This is a genomic window from Vibrio sp. PSi01, from assembly GCF_054960695.1.
Genome location: NZ_JBHNYN010000002.1, coordinates 40,241 through 57,413, shown reverse-complemented (window position 1 = coordinate 57,413; position 17,173 = coordinate 40,241). Strand labels below are relative to the sequence as shown.

General features: G+C 44.2%; 16 protein-coding genes. 6 read left to right on the top strand and 10 right to left on the bottom strand.

What is annotated here, in order from left to right:
- The first annotated feature begins 52 nt into the window (after positions 1-52).
- The gene (locus ACFI6G_RS03365) at positions 53-901 is read left to right on the top strand and encodes an alpha/beta hydrolase (RefSeq protein ID WP_010432519.1); all 849 of its coding nucleotides are present in this window, start codon (positions 53-55) and stop codon (positions 899-901) included.
- A 154-nt stretch (positions 902-1,055) separates the two neighbouring features.
- Here ACFI6G_RS03365 and ACFI6G_RS03360 read toward each other — a convergent pair whose 3' ends face one another.
- The gene (locus tag ACFI6G_RS03360; protein WP_016794380.1) at positions 1,056-3,596 is read right to left on the bottom strand and encodes a glycosyl hydrolase family 18 protein; all 2,541 of its coding nucleotides are present in this window, start codon (positions 3,594-3,596) and stop codon (positions 1,056-1,058) included.
- Positions 3,597-4,039: 443 nt separating this feature from the next.
- Positions 4,040-4,504 carry a DUF2850 domain-containing protein gene (locus ACFI6G_RS03355; protein ID WP_016766913.1) on the bottom strand — a complete coding sequence of 155 codons (465 nt, stop codon included), beginning with the start codon at positions 4,502-4,504 and terminating at the stop codon, positions 4,040-4,042.
- Between the two features lie 295 nt (positions 4,505-4,799).
- On the opposite strand from ACFI6G_RS03355, the gene ppnP reads away from it, so the two are divergent.
- Positions 4,800-5,081 (top strand): pyrimidine/purine nucleoside phosphorylase, encoded by a 282-nt coding sequence (ppnP, locus tag ACFI6G_RS03350; RefSeq protein WP_010432533.1) that lies wholly within the window; start codon positions 4,800-4,802, stop codon positions 5,079-5,081.
- Between the two features lie 201 nt (positions 5,082-5,282).
- Here the strand turns inward: ppnP and ACFI6G_RS03345 are convergent, their stop codons facing one another.
- Positions 5,283-6,149: a pirin family protein gene (locus ACFI6G_RS03345; RefSeq protein WP_016766914.1), complete on the bottom strand. Its 867-nt coding sequence runs from the start codon at positions 6,147-6,149 to the stop codon at positions 5,283-5,285.
- A gap of 156 nt (positions 6,150-6,305) precedes the next feature.
- Between ACFI6G_RS03345 and ACFI6G_RS03340 the strand changes: the two genes are divergently transcribed.
- Positions 6,306-6,587, top strand: a complete 282-nt coding sequence (locus ACFI6G_RS03340; protein WP_010432539.1) for a hypothetical protein — start codon at positions 6,306-6,308, stop codon at positions 6,585-6,587.
- A gap of 28 nt (positions 6,588-6,615) precedes the next feature.
- Here ACFI6G_RS03340 and ACFI6G_RS03335 read toward each other — a convergent pair whose 3' ends face one another.
- Positions 6,616-7,806, bottom strand: a complete 1,191-nt coding sequence (locus ACFI6G_RS03335; protein ID WP_010432541.1) for a GGDEF domain-containing protein — start codon at positions 7,804-7,806, stop codon at positions 6,616-6,618.
- A 332-nt stretch (positions 7,807-8,138) separates the two neighbouring features.
- On the opposite strand from ACFI6G_RS03335, the gene ACFI6G_RS03330 reads away from it, so the two are divergent.
- Positions 8,139-8,477 carry a DUF1840 domain-containing protein gene (locus tag ACFI6G_RS03330; RefSeq protein WP_016766915.1) on the top strand — a complete coding sequence of 113 codons (339 nt, stop codon included), beginning with the start codon at positions 8,139-8,141 and terminating at the stop codon, positions 8,475-8,477.
- Between the two features lie 142 nt (positions 8,478-8,619).
- A complete protein-coding gene (locus ACFI6G_RS03325; RefSeq protein ID WP_016785487.1) occupies positions 8,620-11,535 on the top strand; it encodes an alkaline phosphatase family protein in 2,916 nt (971 codons plus the stop codon).
- Positions 11,536-11,579: 44 nt separating this feature from the next.
- Here ACFI6G_RS03325 and ACFI6G_RS03320 read toward each other — a convergent pair whose 3' ends face one another.
- The 6 genes from ACFI6G_RS03320 to ACFI6G_RS03295 form a co-directional block, all read right to left on the bottom strand.
- The gene (locus ACFI6G_RS03320; RefSeq protein WP_065099985.1) at positions 11,580-12,035 is read right to left on the bottom strand and encodes a GNAT family N-acetyltransferase; all 456 of its coding nucleotides are present in this window, start codon (positions 12,033-12,035) and stop codon (positions 11,580-11,582) included.
- 163 nt (positions 12,036-12,198) lie between these two features.
- Positions 12,199-12,456: a YdcH family protein gene (locus ACFI6G_RS03315; RefSeq protein ID WP_010432560.1), complete on the bottom strand. Its 258-nt coding sequence runs from the start codon at positions 12,454-12,456 to the stop codon at positions 12,199-12,201.
- Between the two features lie 185 nt (positions 12,457-12,641).
- Positions 12,642-13,631 carry an oxygen-dependent tRNA uridine(34) hydroxylase TrhO gene (gene trhO, locus ACFI6G_RS03310; RefSeq protein WP_016793160.1) on the bottom strand — a complete coding sequence of 330 codons (990 nt, stop codon included), beginning with the start codon at positions 13,629-13,631 and terminating at the stop codon, positions 12,642-12,644.
- A gap of 247 nt (positions 13,632-13,878) precedes the next feature.
- A complete protein-coding gene (locus tag ACFI6G_RS03305) occupies positions 13,879-14,325 on the bottom strand; it encodes a GNAT family N-acetyltransferase (RefSeq protein WP_016766922.1) in 447 nt (148 codons plus the stop codon).
- A gap of 18 nt (positions 14,326-14,343) precedes the next feature.
- The gene (locus ACFI6G_RS03300) at positions 14,344-14,814 is read right to left on the bottom strand and encodes a GNAT family N-acetyltransferase (RefSeq protein WP_016790022.1); all 471 of its coding nucleotides are present in this window, start codon (positions 14,812-14,814) and stop codon (positions 14,344-14,346) included.
- A 134-nt stretch (positions 14,815-14,948) separates the two neighbouring features.
- Positions 14,949-16,097, bottom strand: coding sequence for an aminotransferase-like domain-containing protein (locus ACFI6G_RS03295; protein WP_016787522.1), 1,149 nt, complete (start codon positions 16,095-16,097; stop codon positions 14,949-14,951).
- Between the two features lie 114 nt (positions 16,098-16,211).
- Between ACFI6G_RS03295 and ACFI6G_RS03290 the strand changes: the two genes are divergently transcribed.
- Entirely contained in the window at positions 16,212-17,081 is an 870-nt protein-coding gene (locus ACFI6G_RS03290; RefSeq protein WP_016766925.1) for an AraC family transcriptional regulator, read from the top strand.
- Positions 17,082-17,173: the final 92 nt, after the last annotated feature.

The window sequence follows — 17,173 nt, the reverse complement described above, 5'->3', positions numbered from 1 at the left end:
TTCTGGGGCCGAGCTCTATCCGCCAAGTTGTATGGCGAAACAAGGACAGGTCATGAGTGACAAAATCTATTTTAATACATCGAACAAATTCAGTTTTAAGCGCAGCTTAATTGGTGCCACGACAAACCTTCACTATATTCTAGCGCCTAGCCATGCGAAGAAAACAGCACGTAAATTGCTGCTGACTCCAATGCGCACCGAGCAAAAGAATGCCGATCCAAAAGGTTTGATTAAAAGTGAGATCAAAGGTCGTGACGGTGTATTGAAGACATACTCTCTGGGTACTGGACCGGTTTGGGTGCTTACTCATGGTTGGTCGGGGACAGCGAGTCAGTTTTTCCCTCTCATGGAACACATCGCAGCCAAAGGCTTTACGGCTTTGGCTTACGATCACCCTGCTCATGGTGGCAGTGATGGTGTACATGGTCATATTCCAGCGTTTGTGAACGGTTTAGAGGCCATTCTAGATTCGGTTGGTGAAGTGGCAGGTTTGGTTGGCCACAGCATGGGCACTGCTTCTGCGTTGGAGTGCAAGCACGTTAAATTGGAAAACAAGCCAATGTTGCTGATCGCGCCTGTGTTGGATTACCTAGAAAACCTATTTGGCAGTGTGGCACGTTCTGGTTACTCAATGAAGCTGTTTGAGGCGGTTGTAGGTGAAGTGGAAGAGCAGTTTAACTACCCAATTCAATCAGTGGATCCTTATGGTAAATTAGCGCTTCGCGAATCGCAGACGATCATTGTTCATGATGAGAAAGACAAGTTCACTAAGTTTGATGTCTCTCAACGTGCTGCCAATGAAATGGATCGCGTCACCTTGATTGCCACTCGAGGCCAAGGTCACGGACGAGTGATGAAGTGCCCGCAAGTATTTGAGAGCTTTGATAACTTAATTGGCTAAACCCAACGAGCATACTTAAAAAGGTCATCAGTATAAAGATCGTTAGCTCAAGGCTAAGAAAATATAAATAAAAAGGCCAATCAGACATTCTCTGATTGGCCTTTGCTTTTAGGGGGTTAGTGGGTGCTTAGCTCGTGTTGAGCTAAATCCCATTTTAGTTAGCACAGCTCGCAGGGCCGATCTCTTTCCAGACGCCCCATTGGCCTGTCGTTGTTGGATCTTCACCGGTTGTCCACCATTTTGCTTCCCAAACCTTACCAGCTTGAGTCACTTGGTCGCCGCCAGTGTAGACTGCACTTGAATCCCAAGCGTTAGTACACGTACCGCCACCTGTGGTTTTCTTAAGAACGTTCACTGAAGTAGCCGCTACCGATGTATCAGTGCCATCGCTGACCGTTACAGAGAAGTTCAGCGTCGTATCTTGCGTGTATTCCGCCGCGACAAAGCTCACTGAAGAACCTTGAATCGTAGCATCAATACCAGCAGGCACATCCCACGTGAAGGTCAATGTATCTTGGTCAGCATCGCTCGAAGCCGAAGCATCAACCACCACTACGTCACCCGCATTAACTTCAGCTGGAGCTGAAACAATCGCAACTGGTGCTGTATTGACTGGACCTGTGTCCTTAGGGGTTACTGTTACAACAATGGTGTCAGTTGCAGTCGCACCTTCGTTATCAGTTACCGTTAGGCTGAACGTGAGTAATTCTTGTTGAGCGACTTCAACCACATCGAAGCTTGCAACTGCAGCATTCGCGTTGGCCAGAGTTACGGCTGTTCCGCTTACTTGTGACCAAGCGTAGCTTGCAATCGTGCCGTCGCTGTCTTTTGAAGCGCTACCGTCTAGAGAAACAGAAGCTGGGCCTTCAACCGATAGATCTGCGCCCGCTGCTGCGGTTGGTTTACGGTTTACAGGATCAGTAGTTCCACCTGCAAGACCTTCATGCATCGCGTTCAGGATATCGCCGTTATCCGCATCAATTTCCCAAGAGAATAGACCCGCAAGGCCAAGGCTACGAACGTATGCGCCTTTTGCTTTTACTGAGCGATCATCATCAAATGTGATTAGCTGACCTGAAGTACGGTTCCAAACGTAAGGCGCTTCTGCCATTTCGTCGTAGCCATATTCAAAGCCGTTGATGCCTTGGTTGTTTGCACCAAGCATGTTCGCTTTAATGCCTTTGTAATCGATAACGCCATCTTCCCATACACCCTGAGCAGAGCTGCCGGTCAGTTTACCATTACCTACGCCAGTCATTGGGTCGCTTGGATCTGAAAGTGATGATGGTAATACGCCTTCCCAACCACGACCGTACATCGCTGTACCAACCACAAGTTTGTTCGCTGGAACACCTTGCTCAAGCAGCAATTGGATGCCGTTGTCTGTGGTGTAAGCAGGGCCCGTGTACTGTTCGCCATTTTCATCAAGGCCTGTGCCATCACATTGCCCTGGGCGCATGAAGTTACCGCAGTTGAGTGCTGTTTGGTGACCTAACACGTTGTTCCAACCGCCGTAGAAGTCGTAAGTCATCGCGAAGATGTAATCCATGTATTGGATAGCATCGCCGTAGTTCACGTCTTCAATCTTGTCGTGACCAACACCGATCGCTGATGTTAGCTCGTAAGTACGATCGTTTTCAGCTTCTAGCTCATCTAGCATAGCGCGCAGCTCTGCCATCAATACAATATAAGCCGGGCCATCATTTACAGGGTCACCGAGATCGGGCGCAGCACCGCCTCCACCGGGGAATTCCCAATCGATATCCACACCGTCATAGAATTTCCATGTGTTGAGGAATGTTTTAACCGATGCGACGAACGTGTCTCGGTTCGCTTTGGTTGTGAAATCGAAGAACGGGTCAGATAGCGTCCAACCACCAATCGATGGAATGATTTTTAAGTCTGGATTGCGCTGTTTTAGCGCCATCATCATTGCGTAGTTACCCTTGATAGGTGAGCTGTATTCGTGCCCTGCTTGAGGGAAACTCTTCTGGAAAGCCGCCCAAGGGTCATGAATCACCACTTCGTAATCGTTAACGCCCTGACAGGCTGTCATGAGTGCGTTGTAGCTGTTACCGCCTACTGATTTCACTGATTCATTAGGGCCACAAATTGGGATGAAGCCATAAAGGATGTGGGTCAAGTTATCAGCGGGTAGGTTATCGACTGTGTAATCACGGCCATAGATGCCCCACTCAACAAAGTAAGTACCTACTACCGTGTTTGGATCTGTGTTGTATGACTTGTTGTTCGGGTCCACATTCATCGAAAGTGGCGCTAAGTGTGAGCCATCGGTATCTGCGATTGTGATCTGAGCGGGTGCACTCTTGGCACAGCCTGTTTCGTCACACGCTTCGATTTCCATCTGAAATAAGCCGCCTTGGCCGTATTCGAATGAAGCTGTCGTTTGGCTGCCAGTTATAGGGCCAGTGGCCACTTTAACGCCATCAAAGTAGATGTTGTAAGTGTTTCCTGACGTTCCGCTCCATTGGTTAAATTTAACGTCGACCTTTGCTTTGTCGTGATATTTAACCATCTGGTTATAACCAGAAGTCGTTTCCATCGCGAGTTCAATTTTAGAAAACTGAAGGTTGTTGGAACCGTACATATCGATGCTAGGTGCTGTTGGAGCGGCTAATGCTGTACCAGATAGCGCTAGAGCAATGCTCGCAGCACAGGTATTTATACGAATCATACTTTTTCTCTCATTCCTTGAAGGTTACGAGAACCAAATGGCCCCATAAACGGCTCCAGTCAGTTTTGAAGGAGCTTCCCAGTCAGTATTCGAGAGAGTTTTAATTTTATAACTGAAAATAAATCCGTTTTCGATGGACAACTAAAAAATAGTATCTCGTTACAATTCTGTTGCTTAATGAGTGAGAGGCTGAGTCCATGTTTTATAAAACAAAACAATGTTCAGTATGAAAATCTCACAAGTGAAAATACACAACATGAAGTTATGAAAATATGCGACAAACTATGGGAAAATATCGTGAATTGAAGCGGCATCACAGAACGAAACGTGTTGGGTGTGAGGCTGATACGTGGAAGATAGTGCTAATACTTGGGAATGCAAAGAGTGTTGCTAAGGGTAGTATCACTAAGAATGCATTACCTTAGAGGATACCGTTGTAGAAGTTATCTTTTGAATTGCTCAGCTAATGAAGCGCGTCGTTGTTGCATCACACTATGGGTGTCACCTGCTGCTGTATCTTCGTAGCCTTCTTTAATGAATTGTTGAGATGGCACACTGGGAAACAGTCGCTTTAATCGAGGCGAATCATAAGTACCACTGATGGTGTAAATTGTTGGCCCAGATCCTGTGTTGATGGTGACAACTTTGCCATCAAAATCAAATGAGGTAGTAATGAGGCGATGGTTCATCGTGACGCCATTATCGGAAAGCGTAAGGATATCGGTATTGTAGGGTGGAGCCCCGATCTCTATCCAAGTGCCATGGACATTGCTTGGGCTGACTGACTGTTGGTGAGTTTGATAAGCAAAATACCCTGCCGTGAGGGCAACCATCAAGCCGGCTAATAGAAAGCCGTAGAACAATAATTTGGCAAATATATCTCTGCTTTTCGTGGGATTTTTTGCCATTATCTCTTCATTGATCTTCACGCACCGTCGGTCAGTTTATAAACTAAAATCTTAGTTTGCAAAGATTCTTATGATAGTTAGAAGCAGGATCGAATGTTCTAGTAAATTTGGTTGCGTTCGCTATTTTTGGCATATTTACGTCATCAATGAAAATGGTTCTCAAAAAAGCTTAAGCTATGCGTATTTATTTCTTGTGCGAAAGTCATGAATTGGTTAAAACAATTACCACATAACTTACGTATAGGCTTATTTGTTGAGCCCAATGCATGCAATTTGAAGATAACAAGGAAGTACGATGATTAAAGAAAACACATATTTTGACGGCGGCGTTAAGTCGTTAGCGTTTAACCAATCTGGTGCGGACGTTAGTGTTGGAGTGATGGCTGTTGGTGAATACACGTTTGGTACAGCGGCTCCAGAAAAGATGACCGTTGTTAAAGGTGCATTGATTGTTAAGCGTGTTGGTGATGATGATTGGACGACATACCAGTCTGGTGAGTCTTTTGACGTTGCTGGCAACTCTTCCTTCGACCTTCAGGTAAAAGAAGCGACAGCTTACTTGTGTGAATACTTGTAACTAGGTCTAAATTCGTTCAATCAGGGTATCATTTGTTTCTGCTTGGACAGAAAAAACCACGCTCTAAGAGCGTGGTTAAATAAGTGATAGTAACCGGCAGTGGATAGTGTCACTTGTTTCGCAGTCATCAAATGGACGACCAAAATTCGTTGTTTGTTTCAAAACCTCTTCAACATCTTTCTCAAAGCTCAAAGCTCAAAATCAGTAAGTCTCAAATACGCCGTTGTTGTAGTCCTGAATTGTCTGTTCAATCTCTTCCATCGAGTTCATGACAAATGGGCCATAATGCACAACCGGCTCATTAATCGGTTCACCAGAAAAAATCAGGACACCAGAATCTTCTAAGCTATCCAAAGACAGCAATTCAGCTTTGGTGAGCAGTGCAAGTTGGCCTTGGTTGACGACTTTGTTATCGATCTTAATACTGCCTCGGTACACGTATGTCATGGCATTATGGTTAACATCCGTCCTTAACGTCACTTTTTGTCCTGAATGCGCTCGCCAATCCACAACGCTTAATGGCACGCCTGTCGTTTGTAATGGACCTTGTGTTTGTATAGTTTCTGCGTCAGCTGGGTCATGCAGTTTATACCCACCGGAAATAACTCTCAGTAAGCCGATTTGTTCGTTTTGATATTCTGCAATGCTGTCACTTTGAAAGTCATGGTATTGCGCTGGCTGCATTTTGTGTGTTGCTGGTTGGTTTATCCAAATCTGAAAACCGTGCAACGCGCCTTCTTCCATCATTGGCATTTCACTGTGAATCACACCACGACCCGCGGCCATCCATTGTGCGCCACCGCTGCGAAGCTCACCGACATTACCCAGGTGGTCTTTGTGTTGGAAATGACCTTGAAGCATATAAGTGAGCGTTTCTATACCACGGTGAGGATGTGGAGGAAAGCCGCCAACGTAGTCTTTGCTTTCATCCGATTTAAGTTCATCAATCATCAAAAATGGAGAGAAACGTGTGTTATTAAAACCAGCGAGTCTTTGGATTTTGACACCATCTCCATCTGAAGTCGCATGTGCTGAAATGACATGGTCTACTACTCTTACACTCGTCATTTTGATACCCTCATAAACTTGAATAGCTGTAGTTTATGTAATCTGATTGAAAAAGAAGATGGCATAGCGTTGAGTGACTTATTCGAAAATTTTGAACAGGTAAGAAGGTGAAATTATGTCTATACTTGAATAGGGTAGACCGCCAAGGAGGCCGCTATGGCAATACAACCAAAGCATGGCGATAGGCAAGGTCGGATGGACTTTGAAAATGATTTTACAACAGAGCAGAGCCACCGCTTTACAGCTGTCGCAAACAGTGCGTTTAAACGTCGTGTGAAAAAACGCGAGATTGAAGCGCCGTTTATGCAGTCGGCCAAGCAAGCTGCCTTTAAATCGGTAGTGAGGCCCAGAGGTAATAACCCGAACCGAACTCGACAAGTCGTATGGATCATTGTGATTGGATTAGTGAGCCTTTGGCTTATGTATATGGCAGGCTAAGACATTTAGCAGTATGCGATATTAACGGTTAATGTTGATGCGTTTTTAGCAGAGTAACGTTGTTCCCTTCCACCTTCGCTTCAAGACAGTCTTCAAGCTTGGATTCATCAGATTCTGAGCAGACTAATTTCGTCGAGAATTCTTCTATCAAGTTTGAAACCGGGTTGTCGTGATAATAAGCATATCGGTTTTTCCCTGAGTGTTTAGCAACGTACATCGCCTTATCCGCACATCGAGTTAATTCATGTAAATCGGTAGCATCTTGAGGGTATAAAGAAACGCCGACACTAAGAGTGAGTTCTTTGATTCTCTCATTGGTTTGGCAACCGCTCTCAAACAGTCCGCATATCCGCTCTAGAATGCCATCAAGATCTTTTCGAGTTGGAATATCATAGAGCATCAAAACAAACTCATCGCCAGCAAACCGAGCGATGGAATAATCGTATTCATGATTCTTTCTATCTCGAGTGCGTAGGTTGTTGCTCAAACGATTCGCAAAATGCTGCAGGACACTGTCACCAACATCATGCCCATAGTTATCGTTGATGCCTTTAAAATCATCAATATCGAGAAAAACCAAGGCGGTAAGTGAATGTTTACTATCAATAGTCGCAAGCTTTTCACTTGCCCAACGTTCAAAACTCCAACGGTTGGCTAAGCCCGTGAGTTGATCTCTGTAGGCTAAGTCCTCTATCCCTTCTTTGTATAAGCGCTGAATGTAGTTTACCGCTTGTGTGTAGTAATAAGCGGAAGTATGGCAAACCAAACTCATGGTAAATAAGCTAAGAATAAAGCGATGAGTGCTATTAAATGGCAAAGAAAAATTGCCCGGCAAGGCGGTAATTAAAGTGCTAATAAACACGCAAAATGAGGTGCTGAATATGATGCCAATTCTGAAATCATTAATAAAAATCACTGCAGCCAAAATAGGGTACAACCAAAGAATTCGATCAGGGATGGCATTGCTGTACAAGAATAAGATAATGCCTTGAACCAACAGTACACAGCTCAATATCAACTCTGAATATTGAGGATTGTTAATCTTTCTTACATAAATGGCGTTTGATACAGCGATAAAAGCAAAACACAGTTCGAAAATCGACAGTACGTAATGCTGACCTTGGAAATAAGCCCAAGTATAAAAGATGAATAGAGACGCAGCAGTCAGTGAAAATGAATGGACAATTTTTTGTTTGCGGGTGGATCGTATGTCCGCCATTTCTTCTAGGTGTCTTCCGACTGGCCTGTTCATGTGATTTGTGCCACGAATTTTGATGATGGTACTAATACTAGGTTAAATAATAGGCTTGGCGGAGCTTAGGAAGTCTATTTAATGTGACTACTATCAAGGTTTTATCTTAAAAGTGAATCAAGCCAATATAAAAAGTGATGTATATCACTAACGGTGCAGAATAACCTTGTCGAGAACCATTCAAAGAGCAAGCTGGTGGTTGCACTGGATTATTACGTGCTTGCTTTCTAATGCTTTACTCAACATAGTTTATAGATAGCTAAATGTTTATATAACCCTAAATTTGATAGAGGATCATTATGTTAATTACCTTTAGTTGCAAGGCTCATGCTAGCGTCACGATGTTTGGGGAGGTAGGCCTTCAGTTCATTAACATGCTTGGACACAGTGGCACGATACCTGGTGCTATTGAGGCTTCAGAAGTCCCTCAAGCATTGAATAATTTACGTATTGCTATCGCCGAAGAGCAAAGTAAGCCGGTAGAGCAAGATAATACTGATGACGACAATGAAGAAGAGATTGTTGAAGCTCCTGTCAATATCGGCAGTCGAGCTTTTCCGTTGGTCGAACTATTGAAAGCTGCAATCAAAGAAGAGTGCGAAGTGATGTGGGAAGACGGCAGCGGTAAGCTTTTGTAGGATGATTTAATACTGAAAAGGTAGAGTTTAATATCATTGAAGTTTTAATTTATATTGCATAGTTGAACATAGGTTGACTAATGAAAGTAAACTGAAACAATAAGTTATATTTATAAACGCATCTTGAACTGAAGGGTATTTGATGGGCTTCTATTTCCGAGCACGTAGCTACACTAGTTTAGTTGGCTCTCTTTCGTTGGCCGTTGTTTCAGCGCCGAGTATGGCTGATATATCAACAACGCCCGTCATTGGTGGTGTGTTTAGCTCCAGTGAAGTGCTAAAAAATCAGGTGCTTTCAAGCCTAAGTTACTCTGCCAAACTCACTCGTGATGCGGCTCTTTTCACGATTGGTGGCGTTACATTAGATGCGTATATTCTCGCTCTCCCTTTAGATGTCAAAACAAAAGCCAGAGTCGTTGCTCAGTTATCTAACCCGACGTACTCAATTCCTTTGGGTTATTTTCTCTATAGTTATTACGACCGCTATTCAGGCTTGGGCAGTGAAGATGTATTCAAATCTTACTTGTCGACGGTTTATGATAAGCAGGCGCTAAAGGGCTTTGAACATAGCCTCTATCATGTTGGAGATAAGCCAACCTCAGAGCATCATGAGCCAGATACCTCGACTGAAGCAACGGGACATCATGAAGGTATTCGTATCGATGAACAGTTCATTGCCAACATGGTGGTTATCTACGATGCGTTATTCGAAATTGGTGTTTGGCAGGATATGGACACGCTCCCTGCGAATTACACCTACTTAACCAATAGCCCTGAAGATCTAGCGATCATCGCTCAGATTCAACCGATCATCGTTGATTTGATCGATAAAGCGGCATTGGGAATGGATGACGGCGATATGAAGTCTGCAATGTTGGCGATTGCAGAAGATGGTAAACCAGAAAACGCTGATAAGCCGAATAACAAAGCACAAGCTCTTACCATCACGCTTATTGATTTTGTGCGCTTAAACTTGCTGAAAGCCTACCGCCAGTTTGTGTTTAAAGAAGAACGTGCAGCAGCGCTCGATGATTGGATGCAGCAAGCGTTTAGTGACCAGCCTGATGCGCTCATTCAGTTCTTAGAATCCCAACAGAACAAGCGCTTTGCGGTCCAAGTGACCGTCGATGGTTTACAGCAAGGGTTGATTGAGGGGTTGGTCGATGAAAGCGCGCCATTCATCTCGGTTGCTTACCAAAATCATAAAAACCGAACGCAATACAAACCTAAGTTAGAAACGGTGATTGAGCCTGAGCATCAACAGCAGGTGAGGTTCATGGAAGTTCTGTCTGAACAAACCTACCGTGATCCGAATTATCTTCCGTTCTTCAAAAAACTCTATCAAGAACATCTAGACAATATTAGCCGAGTGGGTATCTCTTCAACTCCCACAATCAGCGTACGTAACCTACCGATCATTAAAACGGGCGCGAAAGTATCAGGGCAAGGTGGCACTGGTATCCCTAATTTCCACTTTGTTGACCGAGAGATCGACCGAGCGTATTACTTCTTTGGTAATGATGCCCTGCAGTTGGATGTGTTGATGGCAAACAACAAGGTGCAGACCATGTTTGATCGCCTTGATTATCTGAAAACGTTGAACTGCAACGCCCAATACGATTGGAATGCTCACACGACTTACGACGGGCTAGTAAACCTAGGTTTGGGTGAGTCACTGCGTGATTATGGTGAGAAACGCTGCGTTAAAGAGCTTCAAGAACGTTCAGAAGTCGAAGTGGTTTTGCAAGAAAAGCGTCAAGCCTTGATTGAAGATATTGAGGCGTATCAGTCTATATCTGGCTTTGATTTTTTCACCAAGTTTTCAAAGAGAGCTCAGGTTAAACAGTTGATCACTCAGTTTGCCGAGTTAGATGGAAAAGGGATGCCGGATTACACCTTGGTTTATAACCCATGGCCGGATCACTTCGCGCACTTTACCGGTCCTTTTAGTGACGAAATTCTGATGCCGACTGGAGAGCTTAACCGACTGGACTATTGGATTCGCCAGATTGAAGCGACCTACCGCAGTGCAGGCGTTTACGATAAAACGCTATGGGGCATGGCTGGGGATCATGGTTTAACGCCGGTGTTCTACGCGCTCAATCCCGAAAAGCAGGTATTTGAAGGCTTACAAGCAGAGCTAGAGTATCCAATTGTGGTGAAGAAGATATCTTCAGACGAGGGTGAAGGGCCTAAAATCACCAATGCTCTAAGCTACCCAAGCTCGAAGGAATTGGATGTGGTGGTCGCCTCGACTGCCGGTGGTAACTTCATGATGGACTTCTTTAATTCGGCTCAAGGGTGGCAGGTTCAGCCTGTTTACCAAGAACTCACGCAGTGGTCTCCGATTGCAGCGCCACCTGGTCAGAATATCAACATCATTAATCAGATATCGCAACGCTTACCTGAAACTCTTGATTATATGGTCGTAAGAGAAAGCACATGTGACCAACAACGTTGTGCGGTTCGTGTGATTGGTAACCGAGATTTAAAACGAGTCGACGAATTGATTACCCGCGAAGGTGACAAGCTTTTCTACGAGTCGCTAGAAGCAAATCGAGCGCCAGTTTTACTTAACACACAAGAGCTTAATCCTTATCTCAAGAGACCGAATCAATCTGATTTCGCGCTCTACTCTCAATTAGTTGAAAAGTGTATTAACCGAGCGATGAAGGTGGATGTCACTACATGGTGCAGCAGTGCGCAGTGGACAGAGTTAACCCAATTGACTCCTAGACCAGATTCTGTCAATCAACTAGCCAATATCTACCTTGAAGATAGAGCGGGCACGGTTAACCTGTTCCCGAAAGCTGGAATTGGTTACAACACCAAGGTACCGGGGCGTCATGCTGGTGAAGACTATTTAGAGAAGGACGCATTCATCGGTTTCTGGGGCTCGCCAATTGGTGAAAACTCACAGCCATTAAAGATCGAATCCAATGGCTCGTTAGCGCCGACGCTTTTTGAATATTTAACCGGAGAGGCTGTAGTCGAAGGTGAGAATGGTTGGGGGTATCCGTCGTTGATTGAGAAGTTAGATATTTCAAGCGCGCACTAAAGTAAACGCTCTCTACCTACTCGCTATTTGTATTTTCTCTATGGTTAGCGAGACTGAGAGTTAGCTAGGTTGAGAGCCATCCCCACAAAATCTTCATCACTATCATCAATAACCTGATAGCCAAGTGACTGATAAAAGCGAATGGCGCGGGTGTTATTTCTAAAGCTCGACAGAGTGACTTGGTTTCGTTGCTCTTGATGGGCTTTTTCGTGGATGAGTGACATGACTTTTTTACCAAGAGATTGATCTTGGTATTGAGGGGAAATGATCAGCAGATGAATATGGTATGCGTTGTCATAAGGCTTAAAACACACAAGTCCAATCTTCTCTTTTCCTCGGTATACCCAATGAAACCAAGAAGGTTGGTAGTCGTTTAATAGGCGGTTATGTTGAAATTCGTCATCCCAGCCAAACACATTGTCGACGTGTATGAAAAGCCCTTGCTTAACACACGTAAACAGTTCTTCGAATTCGAGATTTGAAATGAGCTGGAATTGCATATTCTCTTCTTTTATTGTCACTCAGCTTCCTTATTAAACGCTTTTGAATAAGCAAACAGTAACATAATTGAAGAAGCCGAATTAGCATAGATTTTCGATGTTATGAAATCAAAAAGCCATGCGTAATGCATGGCTTAAAATCTGGCAGTAAGAACGTTGTGATTTAAACGATCTTAAGCGCGTGATGTCGAGTAAGTTGCTTATGTAGCGAGTCTTTTAATGCCATGCGTTCTACTTTGAGGTTGTGCATGCTGTCGTCATCGATTGGGCTGCCAGAAATTTCTAGTTGGCGGATGTCGTAGTCGAGTTGGTGGTATTTCTGCATGTCTGCTTTGAATTTTTCGTCGTCGTGGTTGAGCTGAACAATGTCTAATTTAAGATCTGGGAAATCTAAGATAAAGGCATGGTTTTCATTGAGCATTGGCACTTCCTCTCTAGTCGTATTACTAACAGTATAGAAGCAATTTATCGAAAGAAATGTGGTTCAAAACACAAAGCAGTAAAGCGAGCAGAAAAGGGCTCAAACTCGTGGAATGGTCCGCGAATTTGTGCCCTTTTTAATATCTATCGTTATACGTTTATAACTTTAGGCCTATCGTATGAGGCTTACTTCGCTTGCTTGCCAGAACGTTGCTGTTCTTTGAGCGCCAGCTTTTCTTTCTTACGCTGCTCAATAAGATGAGCGGCTTCGCCACCTACGTGGGTTTCGCCACGGGCGTTAGAAAGTTGAACTTGCTTTTCACGTTCGCGGAAACGGGCTTTCTGCTCGTCGCTGTGCTTATCAATACACTTAGGGCAGCTTACGCCTTTCTCAAAGTGCTCAGACGCTTTGTCTTCATCTGTGATTGGCAGGCGACAAGCGTTACACACGTCGTAACCGCTCTTCTCTAGCTTGTGGTTTACCGCAACACGACCATCAAATACGTAGCAGTCGCCTTCCCACATGCTCTCTTCTTCTGGCACTTCTTCTAAGTACTTCAGAATGCCGCCTTCAAGGTGGTATACCTCATCAAAACCTTGCTCTTTCATGTAGGCTGTTGATTTTTCACAACGAATACCACCCGTACAGAACATCGCGACTTTTTTGTGTTTCTTAGGGTCGAGGTTATCTGCCACGTATTGAGGGAATTCACGGAAGGTTTCTGTGTTTGGGTTTACAGCATTTTTGAATGTACCGATATCGACTTCGTAGTCGTTACGAGTATCAACCAGAATCACATCAGGATCAGAAATCAGAGCGTTCCACTCGTTTGGTTTCACGTAAGTACCGACAACATGGCGAGGGTCGATACCTTCAACGCCCATGGTTACGATCTCTTTCTTGAGTTTCACCTTGGTACGGTTGAATGGCTGTTCTTCGTTGAATGATTCTTTATAAACAACGTCCGCTAAGCGAGTGTCTTGCTTGAACCATTGAAGAAGTGCATCGATAGATTCGCGTTTACCTGCAACAGTACCGTTGATGCCTTCACTCGCAAGTAGCAAAGTACCGCGAATTTTGTTGGCTTCTAGCACTTCAGTTAGTGGCTGGCGAATTTCTTGGTAATCATCAAGTGCAACGAATTTATACAGAGCACATACAACATATTGAGACATGGTTTTTCCTTTCTGCGAGCTGGAACGTAAATCCAGAGCGTTTACCTGTTATTCGCCATAAATGTCGATAGAGCGACGTTGTGTCGTTCTCAGTCTACAACGGTAGGCTTATTAAAATCAGGCGCAGTATAACCAAGGCGGTGTAGGACAAAAACCAACCAAATGTAGGGCTATTTAGCATTGCTTATTGTGTGGAATTGCGGGTGTTGAAAGGATATTTATTTAATTGGCTTGAGGTATTTGAGGTTCATTGAACGTTACGCTTTGAATTTATGTAGTACCTCATTTCTATGAGTTGGTGTTCTCCAACGATTTCTACTTCACGGATAAACTCAAAGCCAAATTTTTCGTAGTAATTCTTTAAGTATTGATGGGCGTGAATTTCAATGACTTTGGCACCCTGTTGAGTCGCATGTTCTAGAAGTGCGGCTACCATTTTAGAAGCAATACCTAAACCTCGATACGATTGCAAGACGGCAACACGAGCCATAATGGCGTGTCCGCAGTCATCAATATATAAGCGAGCGGTTGCTACCAGATTTTCAGCATCGGTGACTAAGACGTGATGCGATATTGGATCTAGGCCATCGAGGTCTAAAACTTCAGGGATAGCTTGCTCTACAACAAATACTTGATTGCGAATGAATTGCGCCTTACGTATGAGATCTGGGCTGTTGCCAACGGTCACTTCCATTTGATTTTTCCATTTTGCCTAACGAATGTGATTAAACATAACATATTGAGGACCAGCAGCCCCTCCAAGATAGAGTACTTCCGAATCTTGGAACCCACCTTTCTGATAACAAACCTTGGCCGCTGGATTCTTACAGTTTACGGTAAGATAAATAGAGTGGTAGCCGCTGTAGTGTATGGCGATGTACAGTACTAATGCTCGCACAGCGCGTGTACCTATCCCTTTTCCTTGTTGGCTTTGGTCTATGACAAAAGTTCTTAGGCCGATGGCGGTGTTCGGGCAAAAGTCATAGTTAGATGCGTAATCCGTGTCGATTTTGAAAAAGCCGACGATGTCATTGTCTAATCTGATGACATGTAGGTGGGTAGTATCGCTAGCTTCTGCTAAAAACTCTTCCGCTGTACCTGCAAACTTAACTTGTTCTGGAGCTAGTTGAATCGATTTTATTGCCTCGATATGTCTGTCGGCTAATTTTTCAATTCTAATCATCTTGGGTCCTTATTCCTATACGAAATCAGCCAGTGTTAAGTCTCTGAGTTGAGAATTAACACTGGCTGAATCGTTATTGCTTGAACCGTAATAAGCTTATCAATCAATAATCCAAGCTGTCTGTACAATCAAGATCATGCTTGGTTAAGTACTTCTGCTAAGCGTTTCACCGCTTCGGTTAATTCTTCTGGATTTGCATTGGTGAAGTTTAGGCGTAGCGCTGCTTTTGCTTCATCGGCCTTTGGATAGAATACTGGGCTTGGCACAACTGCCACGCCATTCGAAAGCAGAGTTTTAGCCAGTTCGAAGGTGTCGCAGTCTGGGATTTCAACCCAAATGAACATCCCGCCATCTACGGCTTTTAACACGCAATCTGCAGGCAGTTTTTTTTCTAGTTCTGAAAATAACACTTCATAACGAGACTTGTACAGTGTGCGAATGTTTTCCATATGTACGTTGAAGTCTTCATGTTTCAGAAGACCGACAAGCAGCGCTTGCATAGGTACACTTGAGTGTAAGTCAGCGCCTTGTTTCACTTTGATCAGTGGCTCAAGGTAGCTGCGCTTACCTGTTACCGCACCAATACGTAAACCTGGCGATGCAATTTTAGAGAATGAACGAAGAACGATAGAGTTGTCAGGGCAGAACGAAGAAACTAACGGCAGTTCTGTACCTGTGAAACGTAGCTCACGGTATGGTGCATCTTCAATGAATGCCACGTTGTATTTGATACACAGCTCAGCTACTTTTTGACGAGTTTCTGTTGCCCAGCACACCCCTGTTGGGTTGTGGAAATCAGGCACAGCATAGAACATCTTGGGTGATTGCTGTGCAAAGCACGTTTCCAGTTCGTCTAGGTTCGGGCCAAATTCTGTTTGAGACACGGTCGCAATTTTTGCTTGAACGAGGCCAAACACCTGCATCGCACCTAAGTAGCTTGGCGCTTCCATCACAACCACATCACCTGGGTCGACATACGCACGCGCAATCAAATCCAAACCTTGCTGAGAGCCAGTACAAATCATTGCCGTGTGTGACTCTGGCAATTGGTAGCTTTGCGTTAGGTGCTCAAGCAAAGGGCCATAACCAGCAGTCGACCCATATTGGAAAACTTCCGGCATGTTCGCTAGGTCTTCTAACGTTGGCTTCATTAAATCAATAGGGAACGTTTTCTCATCTGGCAAACCACCGGCCAATGAAATGACATTTGGATCGCTTGCGGCCGCGAGAATTTCTCGGATGTAAGAAGACTGAATTTGTTGCAGTGATTGTGCGATTTCCATTTGTTGTGTCTCGTCATTTTCGTTTTTATTTTATGGTTTGATATTACACGGCAATTGTAAAAAACAGCGTGTCCATTTATGCTTATAAACATGTCCATTTATGCTATTTAAACGATGTCGCGACAACACATATCTAGAATCAATGATGTTCTGTTCTATATTCACCAAGACATCAGTCAGCCTTTGTCGGCCAAAGCGCTCTCTGAGATCGCAGCTTATTCCGAACAGCATTTTCATCGTACTTTCAAAAGTGTTGTGGGGGAGTCGCTGCACCAATACATTCGACGTACCCGAATGGAGTATGCGGCTAATCAATTGATGTTTGATACCACGTCGTCAGTGGTAGAAATTGCCAACAAGTGTGGCTTTAGTTCGGTGTCTTCGTTCAGTCGAGCATTTAAGGCGACTTTTAATATGTCGCCGGGTGAATGGCGTAAACACGACTTACAAATAGCTGAAAAACCCTATCTGAAAGATCCTGAAGTGGCGGCGGGCTATTTGAATGTGGCGCAGAGAGTGTTACCTGAACCGAAGATCGTTGAAGTGCCTGAGCGCATGGCTGCCTACGTTCGACATATGGGCTACAACCGCTCTATTCGCAATGCTTGGTTGATACTGAAAGCGTGGGCGAACTCTGAACAGCGTGATTTTTCGAGTCAGTTCGGCTTGCATCACTCTAACCCTGCCTGGGTCGAAATGGATCAGTGTCGTTATGTGGCATGTATTACGATCGATGAACCGATTAAGTATCGCAGTGTTGTGAATCAGATGGTGATTCCAGGTGGTTTGCATGCCGTTTTTCGACTTAATGGCCGCTATGGTGAACTGCTACCACAGATTAGTATGGTGTTAGAAAAGTGGCTACCTACGTCTGGCTTTAAACAGCGCTCTACTCCTGCGTATGTGCACTATCATCAGAATCATTTTCTCAACAGTGATGAAGTTTTTGAACTCGATTTTTATCTTCCGGTGAGCTTCTACTAACCGACCTAAAGCTACCTATTTGGCTCGCTAGCGTAAATTCACTTAATCGATGGTTGTGCTGTTTTCTTGAACCAGACTTTGCTCTTTTGTTG